At 74.4% G+C, this 19,692-nt stretch carries 19 protein-coding genes; 11 read left to right on the forward strand and 8 right to left on the reverse strand.

Annotated elements, in window-relative coordinates:
• Together GCU56_RS19275 and GCU56_RS19280 are read right to left on the reverse strand one after the other, a co-directional pair.
• The coding region (locus tag GCU56_RS19275) for a polysaccharide deacetylase family protein (protein ID WP_163483378.1) at positions 1 to 1,226 on the reverse strand (1,226 nt) is incomplete at its 3' end.
• A gap of 182 nt (positions 1,227 to 1,408) precedes the next feature.
• Positions 1,409 to 3,628 carry a RecQ family ATP-dependent DNA helicase gene (locus tag GCU56_RS19280; protein WP_163483379.1) on the reverse strand — a complete coding sequence of 740 codons (2,220 nt, stop codon included), beginning with the start codon at positions 3,626 to 3,628 and terminating at the stop codon, positions 1,409 to 1,411.
• Positions 3,629 to 3,708: 80 nt separating this feature from the next.
• Between GCU56_RS19280 and GCU56_RS19285 the strand changes: the two genes are divergently transcribed.
• The 4 genes from GCU56_RS19285 (at position 3,709) to GCU56_RS19300 (ending at position 7,209) form a co-directional block, all read left to right on the forward strand.
• The gene (locus GCU56_RS19285; protein WP_163483380.1) at positions 3,709 to 4,527 is read left to right on the forward strand and encodes a PHP domain-containing protein; all 819 of its coding nucleotides are present in this window, start codon (positions 3,709 to 3,711) and stop codon (positions 4,525 to 4,527) included.
• Positions 4,524 to 5,048: a GNAT family N-acetyltransferase gene (locus tag GCU56_RS19290; protein WP_163483381.1), complete on the forward strand. Its 525-nt coding sequence runs from the start codon at positions 4,524 to 4,526 to the stop codon at positions 5,046 to 5,048. The genes GCU56_RS19285 and GCU56_RS19290 overlap by 4 nt, the downstream gene beginning before the upstream one ends.
• Before the next feature lie 72 nt (positions 5,049 to 5,120).
• Positions 5,121 to 6,077 carry a carbamate kinase gene (locus GCU56_RS19295; RefSeq protein WP_163483382.1) on the forward strand — a complete coding sequence of 319 codons (957 nt, stop codon included), beginning with the start codon at positions 5,121 to 5,123 and terminating at the stop codon, positions 6,075 to 6,077.
• Between the two features lie 28 nt (positions 6,078 to 6,105).
• Positions 6,106 to 7,209, forward strand: coding sequence for a ring-opening amidohydrolase (locus GCU56_RS19300; protein ID WP_163483383.1), 1,104 nt, complete (start codon positions 6,106 to 6,108; stop codon positions 7,207 to 7,209).
• A gap of 85 nt (positions 7,210 to 7,294) precedes the next feature.
• On the opposite strand, the gene GCU56_RS19305 is transcribed toward GCU56_RS19300, so the two are convergent.
• A complete protein-coding gene (locus GCU56_RS19305) occupies positions 7,295 to 7,891 on the reverse strand; it encodes a TetR family transcriptional regulator (RefSeq protein WP_163483384.1) in 597 nt (198 codons plus the stop codon).
• A 95-nt stretch (positions 7,892 to 7,986) separates the two neighbouring features.
• Here GCU56_RS19305 and GCU56_RS19310 point away from each other — a divergent pair, with 95 nt between their 5' ends.
• A complete protein-coding gene (locus GCU56_RS19310) occupies positions 7,987 to 8,799 on the forward strand; it encodes a mycofactocin-coupled SDR family oxidoreductase (protein ID WP_163483385.1) in 813 nt (270 codons plus the stop codon).
• A 382-nt stretch (positions 8,800 to 9,181) separates the two neighbouring features.
• Here GCU56_RS19310 and GCU56_RS19320 read toward each other — a convergent pair whose 3' ends face one another.
• Complete coding sequence (locus tag GCU56_RS19320; protein WP_204332465.1) at positions 9,182 to 9,895, reverse strand: TetR/AcrR family transcriptional regulator C-terminal domain-containing protein; 714 nt, start codon at positions 9,893 to 9,895, stop codon at positions 9,182 to 9,184.
• A gap of 81 nt (positions 9,896 to 9,976) precedes the next feature.
• Here GCU56_RS19320 and GCU56_RS19325 point away from each other — a divergent pair, with 81 nt between their 5' ends.
• A complete protein-coding gene (locus GCU56_RS19325) occupies positions 9,977 to 10,690 on the forward strand; it encodes a DUF998 domain-containing protein (RefSeq protein ID WP_163483386.1) in 714 nt (237 codons plus the stop codon).
• Between the two features lie 19 nt (positions 10,691 to 10,709).
• On the opposite strand, the gene GCU56_RS19330 is transcribed toward GCU56_RS19325, so the two are convergent.
• Entirely contained in the window at positions 10,710 to 11,258 is a 549-nt protein-coding gene (locus GCU56_RS19330; RefSeq protein WP_163483387.1) for an RNA 2'-phosphotransferase, read from the reverse strand.
• A 114-nt stretch (positions 11,259 to 11,372) separates the two neighbouring features.
• Here GCU56_RS19330 and pcaD point away from each other — a divergent pair, with 114 nt between their 5' ends.
• The gene (pcaD, locus tag GCU56_RS19335) at positions 11,373 to 12,134 is read left to right on the forward strand and encodes a 3-oxoadipate enol-lactonase (RefSeq protein ID WP_163483388.1); all 762 of its coding nucleotides are present in this window, start codon (positions 11,373 to 11,375) and stop codon (positions 12,132 to 12,134) included.
• A 1-nt stretch (position 12,135) separates the two neighbouring features.
• Here pcaD and rpsD read toward each other — a convergent pair whose 3' ends face one another.
• Positions 12,136 to 12,738, reverse strand: a complete 603-nt coding sequence (rpsD, locus tag GCU56_RS19340; RefSeq protein WP_163483389.1) for a 30S ribosomal protein S4 — start codon at positions 12,736 to 12,738, stop codon at positions 12,136 to 12,138.
• A gap of 71 nt (positions 12,739 to 12,809) precedes the next feature.
• Between rpsD and GCU56_RS19345 the strand changes: the two genes are divergently transcribed.
• The gene (locus tag GCU56_RS19345; protein ID WP_163483390.1) at positions 12,810 to 13,565 is read left to right on the forward strand and encodes a DUF2470 domain-containing protein; all 756 of its coding nucleotides are present in this window, start codon (positions 12,810 to 12,812) and stop codon (positions 13,563 to 13,565) included.
• 34 nt (positions 13,566 to 13,599) lie between these two features.
• Here GCU56_RS19345 and GCU56_RS19350 read toward each other — a convergent pair whose 3' ends face one another.
• Together GCU56_RS19350 and GCU56_RS25350 are read right to left on the reverse strand one after the other, a co-directional pair.
• Positions 13,600 to 15,006 carry a DUF1116 domain-containing protein gene (locus GCU56_RS19350; protein ID WP_163483391.1) on the reverse strand — a complete coding sequence of 469 codons (1,407 nt, stop codon included), beginning with the start codon at positions 15,004 to 15,006 and terminating at the stop codon, positions 13,600 to 13,602.
• The gene (locus GCU56_RS25350; RefSeq protein ID WP_163483392.1) at positions 15,003 to 16,502 is read right to left on the reverse strand and encodes an FdrA family protein; all 1,500 of its coding nucleotides are present in this window, start codon (positions 16,500 to 16,502) and stop codon (positions 15,003 to 15,005) included. The genes GCU56_RS19350 and GCU56_RS25350 overlap by 4 nt, the downstream gene beginning before the upstream one ends.
• Positions 16,503 to 16,681: 179 nt before the next feature.
• Here GCU56_RS25350 and GCU56_RS19360 point away from each other — a divergent pair, with 179 nt between their 5' ends.
• The 3 genes from GCU56_RS19360 to GCU56_RS19370 all read left to right on the forward strand — a co-directional run bounded on the left by GCU56_RS19360 (position 16,682) and on the right by GCU56_RS19370 (position 19,649).
• Entirely contained in the window at positions 16,682 to 18,190 is a 1,509-nt protein-coding gene (locus tag GCU56_RS19360; RefSeq protein ID WP_345771951.1) for a uracil-xanthine permease family protein, read from the forward strand.
• Positions 18,187 to 19,068, forward strand: a complete 882-nt coding sequence (locus GCU56_RS25355; RefSeq protein WP_163483393.1) for an FAD binding domain-containing protein — start codon at positions 18,187 to 18,189, stop codon at positions 19,066 to 19,068. The genes GCU56_RS19360 and GCU56_RS25355 overlap by 4 nt, the downstream gene beginning before the upstream one ends.
• Before the next feature lie 65 nt (positions 19,069 to 19,133).
• The gene (locus GCU56_RS19370) at positions 19,134 to 19,649 is read left to right on the forward strand and encodes a 2Fe-2S iron-sulfur cluster-binding protein (protein WP_163483394.1); all 516 of its coding nucleotides are present in this window, start codon (positions 19,134 to 19,136) and stop codon (positions 19,647 to 19,649) included.
• Positions 19,650 to 19,692: the final 43 nt, after the last annotated feature.

The raw sequence follows: 19,692 nt of genomic DNA on the forward strand, positions 1-19,692 counted from the left end.
GTGCTGTTGCGCAGGAACCAGGTGTTGCCCCGCACCACCCCGGGCGTGACCGTCCCGTCGCCGTCCCAGTCACCGACGACCGGCCGGTCCGACGGGTCCCCGTAGGCGAAAGCCACGTCCGAGACGCCACTGCTCGTGCTGTTGCGCAGGAACCAGGTGTTGCCCCGCACCACCCCGGGCGTCGACGTGCCGTTGCCGTCCCAGTCACCGACCACCGGCCGGTCCGACGGGTCCCCGTATCCGAACGCCACGTCCGAGACCCCGGTGCTGGTGCTGTTGCGCAGGAACCACGTGCTGCCCCGCAGCACGCCGGGCGTGACCGTGCCGTTGCCGTCCCAGTCGCCCGCCACCTGTCCCTCGAGCGTCCGGCCGGCCAGGTCCACGAACACGTACCCGCGGTCCCGGTAGAAGTCGATGATGGGGCGGAGCGCGGCCACGGTGGCCGGCATCGCGGTCGGCTGGTCGTGCAGGAGGACGACGGGGTCGGTCTGGCTGGCCCCGGCCTGCGCCAGGGTGATGATCCGGTTGACCCAGAACGCGTCGCCCGACCCACCGGCCAGCCAGTCCTCCGTGTCGACCGACCAGTTGTAGACCGCCATGCTCCGGGCCTGGGCCAGTGCCAGGGTGGTGCTGTTCGACGCGCCGTACGGCGGCCGGAAGAAGCACGGCGGGTCACCGACGAGGCTGATCTGCTGGTTGGTGGCGTTGTCCATCTCGGTGGCCTGGGCATCCGAGGAGAGCGTCGACATGTCCGGGTGCGACCAGGTGTGGTTGCCGAGCAGGAAGCGCTGGGCGGCCATGGCCTGGACGAGCCCGGGCCGGGTCGTGGAGTTCACGCCGATCTGGAAGAACGTGGCGGTGACGCCCTCGTCCTGCAGGATGCGGACGATCGCCCCCGTGCTGGCGCCCGGGCCGTCATCGAAGGTGAGGGCGACCCTCCTGCCCGCCCCGGGTGCGGTGCGGATCACGCCAGCGGGGGCCGGTGGGCAACTGGTCGCGAAGGTGGTGACGACGTCCGGCGGGGTCACCGCCGCGGGGTCCTCCGCCAGGACGCTGGACGGCGGCCAGGGGCCCTCGACCAGCGGCTCCGGCGGGCCCTCGACCAGCGGCTCCGGCGGCGGTGGCGGCTCGGGAGCCGCCTGCGCCGCCGAACCGATCGTCGTCAGTCCCGCCGCGAGGACCGCGACGCCGAGGAGCCGCCCCCAGCGCTGCCACCGTCTCGCCACTGTGACCCCCCGTTGGTCTGGGCCCGGGCGGGCCGTCGCCAAGGTCCTGGTCAGGCCCGTGCGACGACCAGTGCCATAAGTCCCTCGGGACGTCGCCGAGGTCGGGGCCGACACCGCCTCCGGTCGCCGCAGGAGCTCGCGCACGGGCGCGCGCCACCGCGTCGCGCACGGTCGACGGAGCCTCAGGCGGTCAGGGCCAACGCGAACGGCAGCACCCGGGAGGCGCCGGCCAGGCGGAGCTCCCGCCCGGCGACCGTCATCGTCCAGCGGGAGTCGGCGAGGTCGTCGACGAGCAGGACGGGGACGGGGCCGAGCGCGGCCAGCCGATCGCGCAGCTCGGCTCCCACGACGATCCGCTGCCACACCCCGGCCAGCCGGAAGGCGCTGTTGCCACCGGGGCCGCCGGCCGGACCACCGTGCGCCGTCGACAGCTCGCCCAGGTAGGGCAACCGGCCCAGCCCCGCCAGCCCCTGCGCCAGCCCGGTGACCAGGCGGGGACGGCGACGCGAGGGGACGGCGACCACCGCGGCCGGGCGCTCGGCCCAGTCCCAGGCGCCCAGCACCCGCGCGCAGGCCCGCAGCAGCTCCTCGTCCGGCGGGACGTCGGAGGGCGCCCGCCGCACCGGCACGTCGAAGGCGGCGTCCGGGTCCTCCTCCACTCCGGGCGCCTCGAGGTCGACCACGCCGCCCACCCCGTCGTCCCCCAGCAGGGTGCGCAGCCGCTGGCCCCACCCCAGGTCGGTCAGCCGGGCGACGGCGCGGCCAGGTTCGAGCAGCTCGCCGGCCGCGATCTTCCCCTTCACGGACACGCCGAGCCGGTCGGCACCGGTCGGCCACTGCGCGCGCGGCGCGAGTTCCACCCCCGGCCGGTCGAGCGCGGCCGAGGCGGCGTCGGCGGCGGCCGGCGGCACCTCCGCGGAGTACCAGGGGCCGGCGCAGACGTCGCACCGACCGCACGGGGCCGCGGTCGGGTCGTCGAGCGCCTCCTGCAGGAACGCCATCCGGCACTGCGCCTCGTCGACGGGCCGGGCGTAGGCGATCATGGCCCGCTGCTCGGCCTCGCGGGTCCGGGTGACCCGCGCGTAGCGGTCGGCGTCGTACACCCACGGCCGGCCGGTCGAGCGCCAGCCGCCCTGCACCCGCTCCACCGCGCCGTCCACCGCCAGCACCTTGAGCAGCAGCTCCAGCCGGGACCGGCGGACGTCGGCCACCGTCTCCAGCCGGGCCACCGACCACGCCCTGCCGTCGGCCATCGCCGACAGCACCGCGGCGGCGTGGTCCTCCCGGGGCATCGACGACGTGGCGAACCACTGCCAGATCGCGAGGTCCTCAGGTCCGGGGAGCAGCAGGACGTCGGCGTGCTCGACGGCCCGCCCGGCGCGGCCCACCTGCTGGTAGTAGCTCACCGGTGACGACGGCGCCCCGAGATGGACGACGAAGCCCAGGTCGGGCTTGTCGAAGCCCATGCCCAGCGCCGACGTGGCGACCAGCGCCTTCACCCGGTTGCCCCGGAGCGCCTCCTCGGCGTCCTTGCGGTCGGCGTCGTCCAGGCGGCCGGTGTAGGCGCGCACCTCGTGGCCGGCGTCGCGCAGCAGCGCGGCGGTCTCCTCCGCGGCCGCGACGGTGAGCGTGTAGACGATGCCGCTGCCCGGGAGGTCGCCCACGTGGGCGGCCAGCCAGGCCAGCCGGGCCCGATCGGTGGGCAGCCGGAGCACGCCCAGGCGCAGCGAGTCGCGGGCCAGGGGACCGCGGACGGTGGTGACCGACACCCCGCCGGCACCCAGCTGCTCCGCGACGTCGGCCACCACCCGCTCGTTGGCCGTCGCGGTGGTCGCGAGCACCGGCGTCCCGGCCGGCAGGGTGCCCAGCAGGTCGCGGATCCGGCGGTAGTCGGGCCGGAAGTCGTGCCCCCAGTCGGACACGCAGTGCGCCTCGTCGACCACCAGCAGCCCGCAGCGGGCGACGAGGCCGGGCAACTGCTCCTCCCGGAACCGCGGGTTGGTCAGCCGCTCGGGGGAGACCAGCAGGACGTCGACGTCGTCGGCGGCGAGACGGGCGGCGACGTCGTCCCACTCGGTGGCATTGGCGCTGGAGATCTCCACGGCCCGGATCCCGGCGCGGGCGGCGGCGGCCACCTGGTCGCGCATCAGCGCGAGCAGCGGGCTGACCAGCAGGGTCGGCCCGGCGCCACGCCGCCGCAGGAGCGCCGTGGAGACGAAGTAGACCGCCGACTTGCCCCACCCGGTGCGCTGCACGACCAGCGCCCGCTGCGAGCGCTCGACCAGCGCGGCGACGGCGGCGTCCTGCCCCTCGCGGAACTCGGCGTCGGCCCGCCCGGTCAGCTCACGGAGGACGGCGAGCGCGTCGGCGGTCAGCTCGGACGTCGGGGCGGCGGTGCTCATGGGTCCGACACTAGGCAGGCGGGACGACGGAACGGGCCGCCGCGCGCGACCCGTGGACGGAGGAGGACAATCCACAGGCGATGCGACCGCCGGACAACCACGTGCACACCAGGTGGTCCTGGGACACCCCCGACTCGGCCACGATGGTCCGTGCCTGCGAGCGGGCGATCGCCCGGGGCCTGCCCGCCATCGCCTTCACCGAGCACCTGGACTTCACCGTCTGGGCGCCCGGGGACCGCGCCACCTCCGACGGGCTGGTCGACCGGCACGCCTCGCGGCACGCACCGATCGACGTCGAGGCCTACTTCGCCGAGCTGACCGAGTGCCGGGAGCGCTTCCCGGAGCTGCGGATCTGGTCCGGCGTCGAGACCGGCGAGCCGCACCTGTTCGCGGCCAGCGTGGCCGGGCACCTGCGCGACGCCCCGGTCGACCGCGTCCTCGGGTCGCTGCACTCGCTGCCCGAGGACGGTCGGCTCTACGGCGTCGGCCGGCTGCTCTACCCCGACCCCGACACCACGATGCGCCGCTACCTGGCCGAGGTGGTCGACATGGTCGAGAGCAGCGACGTCTTCCAGGTGCTGGCGCACGTGGACTTCCCCCGGCGCTACTGGCCCGGCGGCAGCGACGGTTACGCGGAGAAGGACTACGAGGAGGAGTACCGGGCGGTCTTCCGGGCGCTGGCCGGCACCGGCCGGGCGCTCGAGGTCAACACGACCAGCCCCCTGGCGTCGGTCGACCAGGTCCGCTGGTTCTTCGAGGAGGGTGGCGAGGCGGTGAGCTTCGGCAGCGACGCCCACTCCCCGGCGGTCGTCGGCCAGCACTTCGACCTGGCGGTGGACGTCGTGGAGGCGGCCGGCTTCCGTCCCGGCCGGGACGCCTTCGACTTCTGGCGCCGGTGAGCGGCACCGTCCGCGACGCGACGGTCGAGGACGCCGCTGCCTGCGCCGCGATCTACGCGCCGTACGTCACGGACACCGCCATCACGTTCGAGGACGACCCGCCGACGGCCGAGTCGATGGCCCGGCGGATCACCGCGGCGCAGCAGCGGCATGCGTGGGTGGTGCTGGAGGACGCCGGCCGGGTCGTGGGCTACGCCTACGCGACCTCCGTCAAGGACCGGGCGGCCTACCGGTGGTCGTGCGAGGTCACCGTCTACCTCGAGCGCGGACGGGGGCGGCGCGGGGGCGGCCGCGCGCTCTACACGGCTCTGTTCGAGCGGCTGGCCGCGCGCGGCCACCGCATGGCGGTCGCCGGCATGACGCTGCCCAACGAGGCCAGCGCCGGGCTGCACGCCGCACTGGGCTTCGAGCCGATCGGCGTCCAGCGGCGGATCGGCTGGAAGCACGGCGCGTGGCACGACGTCGCGCTGGTGCAGCGCCCGCTCGGCGACCGGACCGGGCCACCCGCGGAGCTGCGCTGAACCTGGAGCCCTGAGAGGGCGCCGGGACAGCAGATACTTCACCGCTAAGGGATCCGCCGATAGGGTCCCTCCGTGACCCCCGCCCGCCGCGTCGTGATCGCCCTCGGCGGCAACGCGATGACGGGACCCGACGGCTCGGCGACGCCCACGGTGCAGCGGGACGCGATCCGCGAGGCAGCCGGCCACATCGCAGATGTCGTGGCGTCCGGCGTCGAAGTGGTCCTCACCCATGGCAACGGCCCGCAGGTGGGCAACCTGCTGGTGAAGAACGAGATGGCCGCGCACGTCGTCCCGCCCGTGCCGCTGGACTGGAACGTCGCGCAGACCCAGGCGACCATCGCGTTCACGCTCGCCGACGAGCTGGACGCGGCGCTCGCGGCCCGGGGCCTGTCCCAGCGCACGGCAGGGCTGGTCACCCGCACCCTCGTCGACGCCGACGATCCGGGTTTCCGGGAGCCGTCGAAGCCCGTCGGCCGATTCCTCCCGCGCGAGGAGGCCGAACGGTTCGTCGCCCTCGGTCAGATCTGGGAGGACCGGGGCGAGAAGGGCTGGCGCCGCATCGTGGCCTCCCCCGAGCCGAGGTCCGTCGTCGACTCCCCCGCGATCCACGCGCTGGCGGAGGCCGGCTTCGTCGTCGTCTGCGCCGGGGGCGGTGGCATCCCGGTGACCGACGACGGGAGTGACGGCGACGCGCTGCGCGGCGTCGAGGCCGTCATCGACAAGGACCTCACCGCCGCGATCCTGGCCCGCGAGCTGGACGCCGACACCCTGGTGATCGCGACCGACGTCCCCAACGTGATGGTCGACTTCGGGACGCCGACCGCACGACCCCTGGGTCGGGTGACCGTCAGCGAGATGCGCGGGCACGCCGCGGCCGGCCAGTTCGCCCGCGGGAGCATGGGCCCCAAGGTCGAGGCGGCCCTCCGTTTCGTCGACGGCTCTGCTGCCTCCCGCGCCGTCATCACGTCCCTCGAGCACATCGCCGACGCCGTCACCGACGACGACGCCGGCACCGTGATAGCCCCCTGAACCGGAACTCCGAGCGAGAGGAACCCCTGTGCCCGCACCGATCGAGGTCCGCAAGGTCCCGCTGCACAACGTCAGTGACGCCTCCGAGCTGGCCAAGCTCATCGACGACGGCGTCATGGAAGCCGACCGGGTCGTCGCCGTCATCGGCAAGACCGAGGGCAACGGCGGGATCAACGACTACACGCGGATCATCGCCGACCGCGCCTTCCGCGAGGTGCTGCTGGAGAAGGGCTCGCGGTCGCTGGATGAGGTCAAGCAGATCCCGATCGTGTGGTCGGGCGGCACCGACGGCGTCATCAGCCCGCACGCCACCGTCTTCGCGACGCTCCCCGAGGACGCCGTCGAGAAGACCGACGAGCCGCGCCTGACCGTCGGCTACGCGATGAGCGACGTCCTGCTGCCCGAGGACATCGGCCGCCTCGCCATGGTCGAGAAGGTGGCCGACGGCGTGAGGAAGGCCATGGAGGCCGCGGGCATCACCGACCCGGCCGACGTGCACTACGTGCAGACGAAGACCCCGCTGCTGACGATCGACACCATCCGCGACGCGCGTGAGCGCGGGAAGACCACGTACATGCAGGAGCCGCACGGCTCGATGGACCTGTCCAACGGCACGACGGCGCTGGGCATCGCGGTGGCGCTCGGCGAGATCGAGATGCCGACGCAGGAGCAGGTCATGCACGACCTGTCCCTCTACAGCGCCGTCGCCTCCTGCTCCTCCGGCGTCGAGCTGGACCGGGCGCAGATCGTCGTCGTCGGCAACGCCCGCGGGCACGGCGGCGCCTACCGCGTCGGCCACTCGGTCATGGAGGACGCCCTGGACCAGGACGGCATCTGGGCGGCCATCCGCGACGCCGGCCTGGACCTGCCCGAGCGTCCCCACCACACCGACCTCGGCGACCGCCTGGTCAACGTCTTCCTCAAGTGCGAGGCCTCGCCGGACGGCAAGGTCCGCGGGCGCCGCAACGCGATGCTGGACGACTCCGACGTCTCGTGGCACCGCCAGATCAAGGCGACCGTCGGCGGCGTGACGGCGTCGGTGACCGGCGACCCGGCCGTCTTCGTGTCCGTGGCCGCGGTGCACCAGGGGCCGTCGGGCGGCGGCCCGGTCGCCGCGATCATCAAGGCCTGACCAGCGCCCCGCCCTGGCGTCGGTCATGGGGTCGTCGCTCCGCGACGCGCCGTCCGCGGCGTGTCCCCCGGCGACGACCCCGTGATCAACGCCGGCCGGGTGCCCGACCGGGGGCTCGGCCGGGCGAGACGCGCACCAGGGTGAAGCCGCGGGTGACCAGGTCCAGGAACCGGTCGGGCGGGTCGTCGGGGTCCCACGCGCGGAAAGCGGCTCCGAGGACGGCGCCGGTGGTGGCGGCCGCGAGCGCGGCGGCCAGCGGATCGGCGTACTCCCGGCGCACCCAGCCGTCCAGCGCCGTCTGGATGTGCCGGTAGGCGTCCTGCTGGTAGGCGGCGAGCTCCGGGTCCGCCGTCAGCCGGCGCCGGACGGCCAGGGTGGCGGTGTGGGTGGTCAGGTACTCCCGGCAGACCGCGCCGAGGGCCATCCACGGGTCGGTGGCACCGTCGGCGGCGGCGAGCAGCCCGGACAGCCGGGCCGCGTCGTCGGGATCGGGGTCGAACAGCGCGGCGGCCTTGGTTGGGAAGTGGTTGAAGAATGTCCGGCGGGAGACGCCCGCCGCCGCGGCGATGTCGTCGACCGTGACCGCCGCGAAGCCGCGCCGGCCGACCAGGTCGACGGCGGCGGCCTGCAGGGCCCGCCAGCTGTCCCGCCGCTGCGCCTCCCGTGCCGACAGCCGTTCCACGCCGCGCACGCTAGCCGCCCGCGACCGCCGTCCCGGCCCTACAGTGCCCTCTTCGTTGCACTCAGTGCAGTAAATGACGTCAGGAGACAGCTGGGATGAGCACACGCCGACTCGAGGGCAAGGTCGCCCTGATCACCGGGGCCGCCCGCGGCCAGGGCAGGGCGCACGCGGTGCGACTGGCCAGTGAGGGCGCCGACGTCATCGCCCTCGACGTCAACGCCGACGCGCCGACGACGGCCTACCCCGGACCCACGGCCGACGACCTGGCCGAGACGGTCCGGCTGGTCGAGGCGCAGGACCGGCGGATCATCGCCCGTGAGGCCGACGTGCGGGACTTCGCGGCGGTCTCGGCCGTGGTCGAGGAGGGCGTGGCCGAACTGGGTGGGCTGGACGTCGTCGTCGCGAACGCCGGCATCTGCTCGGCGAACCTCTCGTGGGAGATCCCCGTCGAGCAGTGGCAGGAGACGATCGACACCAACCTGACCGGCGTCTTCTTCACCGCCAAGGCGACCGTGCCGGTGCTCATCGAGCAGGGCCGGGGCGGCTCGGTGATCATCACCAGCTCGGTCGCGGGGCTGCGCGGGCTGCCGTTCCTGGGCCACTACGCGGCCAGCAAGCACGGCGTGGTCGGGCTGGCGCGGACGATGGCCAACGAGCTGGGGCAGTTCAACATCCGGGTCAACACGCTGCACCCGCACGGTGTCGCCACCGGCATGACCGTCCCGGACATGCAGCCGCTCATGCAGCAGTACGCCAGCACCCTCGGGCCGATCTTCATGCAGACGCTGCCCGACCAGGTGTCGCAGCCGGAGGACATGGCCGCCGCCGTCGCGTGGCTGGCCTCCGACGACGCCCGGCACGTCACCGGCATCCAGCTCCCGGTCGACCTGGGCACGCTCGCCCGCTGACGACCGGCGGCCGGTGCGGGGAGCCGGCCCCCCGCACCCGGCTCGCGGGAGGACGGCGTCCACGTGGCCGCCGTCCACGCGCAGCGCACCCCCGGTGGGCGCCGGCGGCAGTGGCGAGGCGAGGTACACGCACATGTCGGCGATCTCCTCCGGCTCGATCAGCCGCTGCAGCAGGCACTGCGGCCGGTGCCGGCGCATGAACTCCCGCGGCGCCTCGTCCCAGGGCAGGTCGCCCCCGACCAGCGGGTGGACGAAGTCCTCGACGCGCCGGTGCCCGTCGGCCCGGCGATCGCGGAGTCGACGGTGACGCCCGAGCCGGCGGCCTCTTGGGCGAAGCCGCGGGAGACGGCCGGCAAGGCGGTCGCTGTTCCGGCCCGAGCGGTCAGGCCGGCGTGTACGCCGACAGGAACACCTCGACGCCGTCCCGGGCCAGTGCCTCGAGCTCAGCGGCCGGGGGCACGGCCGCCTCCCCCTCGAACATGACCCGGTCGAGCGTGGCGCCGACGACGAGGAACGCGAGGTGTTCGGCGGCCCGCCGGGGGTCGGGGACTCGCAGCAGCCCCCGGCCACCGAGGCCGGCGAGCGCGCCGGCCAGTGCGACGATCACCCGCTCCGGTGCCCGGCGGTGGTACTCCCGGGCCAGGTCGGGGAAGCGTCCGGACTCGGCGCTGATCAGCCGCCGCAGCCGGACGACCTGGGGCCGGGTCACCGACGCCAGGTGCTCCCGGGCCAGGTCGTGCAGGGCTCCCGAGACGTCGTCGACATCGGCGAGGGCGGCCGCCAGTTCGGCGGCGAACCGCTCGGCCGTCGCGGTGACGCCCAGGACGATGTCGGTGAAGAGCCGCTCCTTGTCCGTGAAGTTGTTGTAGACGGTCCGCTTGGACACCGCCGCCCGCGCCGCGATGTCATCGACGCTGGTGTCGACGTAGCCCCGCTCCAGGAAGAGCCCGGTGGCGGCCTCGACGATCGCCGCCCGGCTGCGCAGGACGCGCGGGTCCTCCGTGCGGTCGCGATCGGGCGCGGCCGTGCCCCGTCCGGGCGTGCGCAGCGGCACGCGGACCAGGAGTTCGTCGTCCTGCGGCTCGACCGGGTCCACCGCGATCCACTCCTCCGATGAGTTCCGCGACCCCTCGCCGTCTGGGTACTGTCCAGTGTAGTACCGAAGAGAGGGAGTTCCGTGACCAGCAGCACGACGAACGACGTCCCCACCGCCTCGACCAGGGCACAGGAGTGCTTCGACCGTCCCGCCGCCGTGACCCGGTCGCTGCTGGGCTACGGCCCCCTGGCGGGTGCGGTCTACCTGACCTCCGGTCTCATCCAGGCGCAGACCCGCGACGGATTCGACCTCACCCGCCACGACCTGAGCCTGCTCGCGAACGGCCCGCTCGGCTGGATCCAGATCACCACCCTGGTCGTCGCCGGCCTGATGACCGTCGCCGCGGCCGTCGGGATGCGCCGCGCCCTGGACGACGGCCTCGCGGGGACGTGGGGACCGGGGCTGCTGGCCGGGTACGGGCTCGCACTCGTCGTCGCGGGGGTCTTCGTCGCGGACCCGATGGCCGGGTTCCCCCTCGGGACGCCCGACGGGCCGCCCAGCGAACCCAGCCTCTCCGGACTGCTGCACATGGCGGCCGGTGGCGTCGGGTTCGCCTGCCTGGTGGCCACCACGTTCGTCGTCGCACGGCGCTTCGCGCGTGAGCGTCGCGCCGGGTGGGCGTGGGCCTCACGGGCGGTCGGGCTGGTCGTCCTGGGCGGCTTCCTCGGTGTCGCCACCGGATGGACGTCGTCGTGGGCGGTCCTGGGCCTGTGGGTCGGTGTGGTCGCCGGGTGGGCGTGGATCGCCGCCGTCGCGGTGCTGCTCTACCGGCGCACGCCGCACCCGCGCAGCTGAGGGCCCCCGGGCCGGACGGTCAGTCCCGCACGGCGAGGTGCTCCGGCGGAACGGCGCCGACGAGCCACACGCCGTTCGCCGAGCGGGCGAAGGGCACGCCGGCTGCCGCCATGGCCGCCGCATCGACCCGCAGGACGACGGGCCGGCCGCGCCGGGCACCGACGCGACGGGCGGTGTCGACGTCCGCGCTCAGGTGCACCGCGTGCCGGCGCCCCGGACGCAGCCCCTCGGCCAGGATCGCCGGCAGGAAGCGCTCGACCGTGCCGTGGAACAGCTCGGCCGGCGGCGCCTCCGGCGGGTAGCCGAGGTCGACGGCGACGCTGTGCCCCTGGCTGGCGCGGATCCGGGTACCGGTGCCGTCGACGGCGAAGCGGCGCTGGTCGTTGGTCGCGACGACGTGGTCGAGCTCGGCGCGGGAGACGCCGAGGGCCAGGAGCAGGTCGTCGACGTCCACCCAGCCGGCGGCGTCGAGGGTCAGCCCCGCACTCGCCGGGGCGTGCCGCAGCAGGTAGGCCATCCGCTTGCTCAACCGGACGACGTCCCCGCGGTCCCGCCCCGTCCTCGCCATCGCCGTCCATGGTCCGGCATCCGGGCCGGAGGACGGGCGCAGGCGGCGGACGGTTGGATGGGACCGGCACCCAGGAGCCCGCCCGGGCCGCCGCCGTCCCCGAGGAGCACGCGCATGACCGCCACCCTGTCCGCCGTCGAGGACGGTCCCGCCGACGCGCCCGTCCTCGTGCTCGGCCCGTCACTCGGCACCACCACCGGCCTCTTCGACGCCCAGGCCGCCGAGTTCGCCCGCACCCACCGGGTCATCCGCTACGACCTGCGCGGGCACGGCGGCTCGGAGGTGGTCCCCGGCTCGTGCACGATCGCCGACCTCGCCGGCGACGTCGTCGCGCTGCTGGACCGGCTGGGGGTCGACCGGTTCTCCTACGTCGGGGTGTCCATCGGCGGGGCGATCGGCCAGCAGCTGGCGCTCACCGTGCCCGACCGGCTGGAGAAGCTGGCGATCATCGCCTCGGCCGCCCAGTTCGCCGATCCGCCCTCGTGGGCGGCGCGCGCCCAGCAGGTGCGCGAGCAGGGCACCGAGCCGCTGGTCGCCTCCCGCACCGGCACCTGGTTCACCGCGGCCTGGGCGGAGCGGGACCCGTCCGGCGCCCACCGACTGCTGCAGATGCTGCGCGACACCCCCACCGAGGGCTACGCCGCCTGCTGCGAGGCGATCGGGGCGTTCGACGTCCGCGCCCGACTCGGCGAGATCAGCGCACCCACGCTGGTCATCGCGGGCGCCGAGGACCCGGCGACGCCGCCGGACACGGTGCGGGTAATCGCCGACGGGATCCCCGGCGCCCACTTCATGGTCGTGTCCGGGGCGGCGCACCTGCCCAACGCGACGGACCCGGAGACGGTGAACGCGATGCTCCGCGGCCACCTGGGCTGACTCAGCGGGAGTAGTACTCCACGACCAGCTGCTCCTCGCAGACCACGGGGACCTCACCGCGGCCCGGCGTCCGCTCGACGCGCGCCACGAGGTCGGCCAGCCGCACCTCGAGGTACGTCGGCGCCTCGGCGTGCGCACCGGACGCGGCGACGAGGAACGGCTCCTTCCTCTTCGACTTCTCGGCGACCTCGATGAAGTCGCCGGGCTGGAGCCGGTAGGACGGCCGGTCGACCCGCTTGCCGTTGACCAGCACGTGCTGGTGGGTGACGAACTGACGGGCCTGGTAGATGGTCCGCGCGAACCCGGCACGCAGGACGGTGGCGTCCAGCCGCGACTCGAGGTCCTGGATGAGCGCCTCGCCGGTCTTGCCGCCCGAGCGCTTCGCCCGGTCGAAGGCCGCCCGGAGCTGGGTCTCGCTGACGTCGTACTGCGCGCGCAGCCGCTGCTTCTCCTTGAGCCGGGTCGAGTAGTCGCTGTCCTTGCGGCGCTTGCGGCCGTGCTCGCCCGGCGGGTAGGGCCGGCGCTCGAAGTACTGGACGCACTTGGGCGTCAGCGGGATGCCCAGCGCGCGGCTGAGCCGGACCTTGGGTCGCGGGGTGTTCACGGGGACCTCCTGGTTTGGTTAGGCTCACCTTACTGCGCCATCACCACCCGCCGTCGACCCCGAGGGACGCCATGACCACCGGTCGCCCGACCTCGCCACTCGTCCGCCGACCGGCGGGCCCGACCGCCGCCGAGCGGGCGCGGACGGTGGCCACCCGACCTGCCGTCTCGGTCTGCGCCCTGGGTCTGGGCACCAGCCGGCTGCAGGCGGCCGCCACCACGGACGCCGGGCAGGTGCTGGTCGTCGTCCCGCGGTCCGGCGGGCTGGCCGACGCGGTGCGCCGCGCCCCGCAGGGTGACCTGCCCGCCCGCGTGACGGTGACGTCCCGCTCCCCGCTGCCCCTGCGCAACCCGCTGCGGGCCCGCCTCGAGCTGGCCGGCTGGCTGGTCCCCGTACCGGCCGAGGACGAGGGGGACCTGGTGCTCGACTTCGCCGCGGCCCGGCCCACCGACGTCCTCCTCGACGTCGGGCTCACCGCCACGCTGCTGCGCCTGGACGTCGCCGAGGTGCTGCTGCACGAAGGCGGCGCCTGCACCGAGATCACGCCGGAGGACTACGCCGCCGCGGCGCCGGACCCGGTGGGCGTGGCCGAGGAGGAGCTCTTCGCCGGCTCCGCGGACCCGCTGGCGCAGCTGTGCGGCCGGGTGCGCGCGTGGACCGGCGACGACGCCGTGCACCTGCTGGGCGCGGACCGCTACGGCGTCCTCTTCCGCGTGGAGCACCGGCGCGGGTGCTACGACCTGCGGACGCCGTTCGCCGCTCCGCTCCCGGGCGCGAGCGCCTTCCCCGCCGCCGTCCGCGCGCTGCTGGCCTGCGCCCGGGCCTGACCTCCGCCGTCCGCCGTCCGCCGTCCGCCGTCCGTCAGGCGGTGCGGGCCTCCTCCGCGAGCGCCCGCAGCGCCTGCTCGAAGCACTCCTGCGGCGGCTGCACCAGCCCGGCGCCCACCTGCCCGGTGCCGGCGACGCGCCCGGCCATGCCCGTGTTGATCTGCGGCAGCCAGCCGGTGCGGGCCACCTGCAGGACGTCGATCCCGGTCGGGGAGCCGCGGAAACCCATGATCGGGATCGCCATCGCCGGGTTCTCGGCGAGGGTCAGCTGGTACATCCGCTCGGTGGTGGCCAGCGCGTCGGGCACGGTGCCGCCGACGAACCGGACGATCGCCGGCGCGGCCGCCATGGCGAACCCGCCCACGCCGTAGGTCTCCATGATCGCGGAGTCGCCGATGTCGGGGTTGGCGTCCTCCGGGCCGTAGTCGCCGAGGAAGAGGCCGACCGGCGTCTGCGCGGGCCCGGTGAACCAGCGGTCGCCGGTGCCGGCGGTCTGGATGCCGAACTCGGTGCCGTTGCGTGACATCACCGTGAGCATCGTCGACCCGGGGATCCCGCGGGCGGCGTCCAGCGCGAGCTTGGCCGTCGGCATGCCGAGGTTGAGGTAGAAGTGCTCGTTGCCGCCGATGAAGGCCAGCACGCGCGCGATGTCGGACGACGGCGCGTCGACCGCCACGATGGCCGGGGACAGCTCGCGCAGGGTCATCAGCGAGCCCGCGCGGTTGCGGTTGTGCCCCTCGTCGCCCATCTGCAGCATCTGCGCGAGGACGGCCTTGACGTCCAGCGGCTCGGCCATCGACCGGACCGCCTCCCGCAGCACCGGCCCCAGGACGTCGCGCATCCAGCGCAGCCGGGTGAGCACCTCGTCGTCGTAGGCGCCCATCCGCAGGACCTTGCCCAGGCCCTCGTTGAGGTTGCAGTACGCCCGGCCGCCGAAGACCGGGTCCGACAGGCACCACATCCACATCGACGGGCTGGTCACGCCGGCCATCGGGCCCACGGTGCGGTGGTGGTGGCAGGGGTCGAGGGTGACCGCGCCGGAGGCGAGCAGCTGCTCGGCGTCCTCCACCGTCGGAGCCCACTCCTCGAACAGCACGGCGCCGAGGAGCGCGCCGCGCATCGGGCCCGAGGCCGTCTCCCAGGTCAGCGGCGGGCCGGAGTGCAGCAGCGTGCGGTCGGGCAGGTCGAGCACCTCGCGCGCCGGCCGGACGTCGACCAGCTGGGATCCGGCGGCCATGAGCCGCTCCACCGCGGTCCGGTTGGCCGCGGCCCGGCGCGGGTCGAGCGCGAGGGCGGCGAGGTCCGCGGCGTCCCCGAAGGCCGGCGGTCGCCACTCGACGTCGGCCACCGTGGCGCCCTGGGCGCGCAGCGCGTCGGAGAAGACGTCGACCCCGGCGGCGACGACGGCCGGCGGCGCGGACAGCAGGTCGGCGAGCGTCATGCGGAGGCTCCCAGCAGGTCGAGGGCGTGGCGGGTGGCCGCGGCGTTGGAGGCGAAGACGGCGGCACCGGCGCCGGCCAGGGCGTCGGCCTGCCGGCTCCATCCCTGCGGGTCGCCCTCCGTGCCGATCAGGGCGACGACGACCGGCAGGCTGCCGCTGCGCCGGGCCGCGGTGAGGGCGGGCACGAGCGAGTGCGCCGGATCGGGGTCCGCGCCGTGACCGAGGACGACGTCGAGGAGCAGCACCGCGGGCTCGCGCCGGGCTGCGAGGTCGCTGATCGCCTCCAGGCGGAGGGTCGGGTCGATCATCGGGTGGGCGCGGCCGACGGTCAGCGCGTCGTCCCCGAAGTCGATGACGACGTGTCCCGGGGCGGACAGGCCCTGGGCGGGTGGGTCGAGAGCGAGGTCCAGCTCGGGCCGGAGCGGGGTGTTGGAGCGGATGTCGCCGAGCGCCGGGGCGGCGATGAGCATCGCCTCGTCGGCGAGCGTGCCGCCGGAGAAGAAGCCCTTGAGGACGGCACCGGGCGCGGCGGTGCCGTCGCCCGGCCGGGCGGGCCAGGCGGGGACGTCGACGCCCAGGTCGGCGAGCAGCGCCTCGACCGCGGCGGTGAGGTCGGGGGTCTCCGGCGACAGGGCGGCCGAGCGCACCGGGACGGCGAGCTCGGCCGCGAACGACGACACCGTGGCGGCGACCGACGGGGCGGGCGGCTTGGAGACCAGCAGCACCCGCTCCGTGGCCGGGTCGGCGTCCAGGGCCGCGAGCGCGTCGAGCGTGGCCAGCCCGCCGACCGCCTCGGACAGGTCGCGGCCGCCGACGCCGAGCACGTGCGAGACCCCGACACCGGCCATGTCGAGCAGGCAGGAGACCTGCTGGGCGCCGGTCCCGGATGCCGCGACCAGCCCCACGGGGCCCGGCCGGACCACGTTGGCGAAGCCCAGCGCGACACCGGAGACGATCGCCGTCCCGCAGTCGGGGCCCATGACCAGCACGCCGGCGTCGTGCGCGGCCCGCTTGAGCGCGACCTCCTGCTCGACCGGGACCCCGTCGGAGAAGACCAGCACACTGCGGCCGGCGGCGATCGCGTCGGCGGCCTCCGCGACCGCGTACTGCCCCGGCACGCTGACGATCGCCAGGACCGACCCGCCGACCGGCGCGGCGTCGAGCCCGGCCCCGATGGTGCGCGGCGGGATGGCGTCGGTCGTCGTCCCGGTGCGCTCGCGGGCGGCGAGGGCCGCGTCGACGGCGTCGACCGCATCGGCCAGGACGTCGTCGTCCACGGCCGTGACCCCGATGAGCAACTGGTCGGGCGAGGCCGGGGTGTCGGGCGCCAGCCCCATGCCCGCGGCCAGCTCCAGGTTGAGCGGTGTGGCCATCGCGACGAGGACGGCGGAGACCCCGTCACGGGCTCCGACGTCCCGGCTGACCTGCATCAACTTGACCGAGTCGCCGTAGACGCCGCTGCGGAGGGAGACGTGCCGGGAGGGACTGTCGCTCACCTGCCGGGACGCTACCGGAGCAATCGTCTTAGCGGTGAGACACCTCGGACGGAGGCGGCACGGACGGCGGGGAAGGCGGCACCCACCTGCAATAACGATTTAGCACTGAGGTACTTCCGCCGTCACCTGGTGCGTGACACATTGACGCCTCTCTGGTGCCGGCAACCTCCGTTGACCGGGTGGGCCAGCTCGTGGTGCACGTCGAGGAGGCACTCATGGCGTTCGGTTGGAAGCTCTACGGGGACGGCAAGACACCGCCGCTGGGCGAGGCCGTCGCTCCGGACGAGCGGTTGTCCTGGCCGCGCACGGTCGGCATCGGCGCGCAGCACGTCGTCGCCATGTTCGGGGCGACGTTCGTCTTCCCGATCATCATGGGACTGGACGCCAACCTCGCGATCATGATGAGCGGCGTCGCGACGATCGTCTTCCTGCTGATCGTGAAGAACCGGGTACCGAGCTACCTGGGCACCAGTGCCGCGTTCGTGGGCGGCGTCGCGGCGATCCGCACCAACGGCGGTGACTCCAGCGACGTCGTCGGCGCGATCCTGGTCGCCGGCGTCGTCCTCGCCCTCGTCGGCCTGCTCATCCACTTCGCCGGCCTCGGCCTGGTGAACAAGGTGCTGCCCCCCGCCGTCACCGGCGCGGTGGTCATGCTCATCGGCTTCAACCTGGCCCCGGTGGCGGCCAGCACCTACTGGCCGCAGGACCAGTGGGTGGCCCTGGCCACGATGACCTTCGTCATCGTCGCCTCGCTGGCGCTGCGCGGCTTCCTCGCCCGCATCGCCATCCTGCTCGGCCTCGTCTTCGGCTACCTCCTGTCGGTGCTACTCGACGCCACCGCCGGCCCGATCACCTCGGTGCTGCCCACCGGCCCGGACCCGGTCGAGCACGACCGCATCAACTTCGACTCGGTGTCCCAGGCCGACTGGTTCGGGTTCCCCGACTTCACCGGTCCCAGCTTCTCGCTGAACTTCAGCCTGCTCGTCCTGCCGGCCGTCATCGCGCTCGTCGCGGAGAACGTCGGGCACGTCAAGGCCGTGGCCGAGATGACCAAGCGCGACCTGGACCCGGTCATGGGCCGGGCGGTGTTCGCCGACGGCGTCGGCACCGTGATCGCCACCTCGGTCGGCGGTTCCCCGACGACGACGTACGCCGAGAACATCGGCGTCATGGCCGCCACCCGCGTGTACTCCACGGCGGCGTACTACGTGGCCGCCATCGTGGCGATCCTGCTGGGCCTGGTGCCGAAGTTCGGCGCGCTGATCAACATCGTCCCGGGCGGGGTGCTCGGCGGGATCACCGTCGTCCTCTACGGGATGATCGGCCTGCTCGGCGCGAAGATCTGGAAGGAGAACCGGGTCGACTTCGCCAACCCGATCAACCTGGTGCCGCTCGCCGCGGGCATCATCATCGGGATCGGTCCGGTCCGGCTACAGATCACCGACAACTTCTCCCTCGAGGGCATCGCCCTCGGGTCGATCGTCGCCGTCGCCGGCTGGCACCTCGCGCGGGCCCTGGCCCCGGCGGACATGAAGGCCGCGCTCACCCGCGAGGGCACGTCGCTGGACAGCGCGTCGACGCTGGGGCACACGCACGACCAGTTCGGCGGCGCGGACCCGTCGTCGGTCGACGAGGTCGGCCGCCCGGGCGTTCCGCACAACCGTGGAGAGGGCACGCTCAACCGGTGAAGCCCGCTCCCTTCCGGTACGCCGACCCCGGCACCCTCGACGAGGCCCTCGCGGTCCTGTCGGCAGAGGGTGCGGGCGCCAAGGTGCTCGCCGGTGGCCAGTCGCTGCTCCCGCTGCTCTCCATGCGGCTCGCGGCGCCGGCCACGCTGGTGGACATCAACGGGGTGCCCGGCCTCGACGCCGTCGAGGTCACCGGGGACGGCGTGACCGTGGGAGCACTGGTCCGGCACAACGCACTCCTGCACGACGACGCCGCCGCCCGGGTCCAGCCGCTGCTGGCCCGGGCGACGGCGAACGTCGCCCACCCGGCGATCCGCAACCGGGGCACCACCGTCGGCTCGATCGCGCACGCCGACCCCTCGGGCGAGATGACCTCCGTCCTCGCCCTCACCGACGGCTCCGTCACGGTCGCCACGCCCTCCGGTCCGAGCACCGTCGAGTGGCGCGACCTGTTCGTCGGCCCGCTGGAGACCTCGATCTCGGGACCGGCCGTCGTCACCTCCGCCTTCTTCCCCGCCCTGCCGCCGCGGTCGGGCACGGCCTTCGCCGAGATCGCCCGCCGCAAGGGCGACTACGCGGTCTGCGGCGCCGGCGTGGTGGTCACCCTCGACGAGGACCAGCGCGTCGCCGCCGTCCGCGCCTCCTACGTCTCGGTCGGGCTGACCCCCGAGGTGCACGACCTCACCGACGCCGTGATCGGCTCGCCCGTGGAGAAGGCCGACTGGACCGCCGCGGGCGAGCTGGCCCGCACCCTGGTCGACCCGGACGGCGACATCCACGCCAGCGCCGACTACCGGCGCCTGCTCGTCGGCGTCCTGACCGGCCGGACGCTCGCCGAGGCTGCCGCCGAGGCGGCCGCGGCAGTGACCCGCGAGTGAGCAGCGCCAGCGAGCGAGGAGCGTCAGCGAGTGCGGAACCGAGCCATCGACACCGGGAGAGCTGCGTGACCTCCGTCGACACCGAGCGGACCATCACCGTCACCGTGAACGGTGTCCCCCGTGAAGCCACCGTGCCGGTGCGCCGCCTGCTGTCCGACGCGCTGCGCCACGACCTCGGGCTGACCGGCACGCACGTCGGCTGCGAGCACGGCGTCTGCGGGGCGTGCACGGTGCTGGTGGACGGCGACCCGGTCCGGTCCTGCCTGATGCTCGCCGTCCAGGTGGCGGGGCGGACCGTGACGACGGTCGAGGGGCTGGCCCGCGACGACCACCAGGGCGGGCAGGTGCTGCACCCGGTCCAGGAGGCGTTCCGCGAGTGCCACGCGCTGCAGTGCGGGTTCTGCACGCCGGGCTTCCTCATGACGATCGCGGCGGGGCTGGAGAAGCGCGATCCGGCCGCCGAGCTGACCGAGGAGGAGGTCGACGACATGGTCGGCGGCAACCTCTGCCGGTGCACCGGCTACGCCAACATCAAGAAGGCCGTGCACACCGCCGCCGCGACGATGAAGGACGCCCGGTGACCACTCCCCGAGAGACCTTCGGCGCCGAGAGTCCGGCCCTCGG

Source organism: Geodermatophilus sabuli (assembly GCF_010686765.1).
Taxonomy (GTDB): Bacteria; Actinomycetota; Actinomycetes; order Mycobacteriales; family Geodermatophilaceae; genus Geodermatophilus; species Geodermatophilus sabuli_A.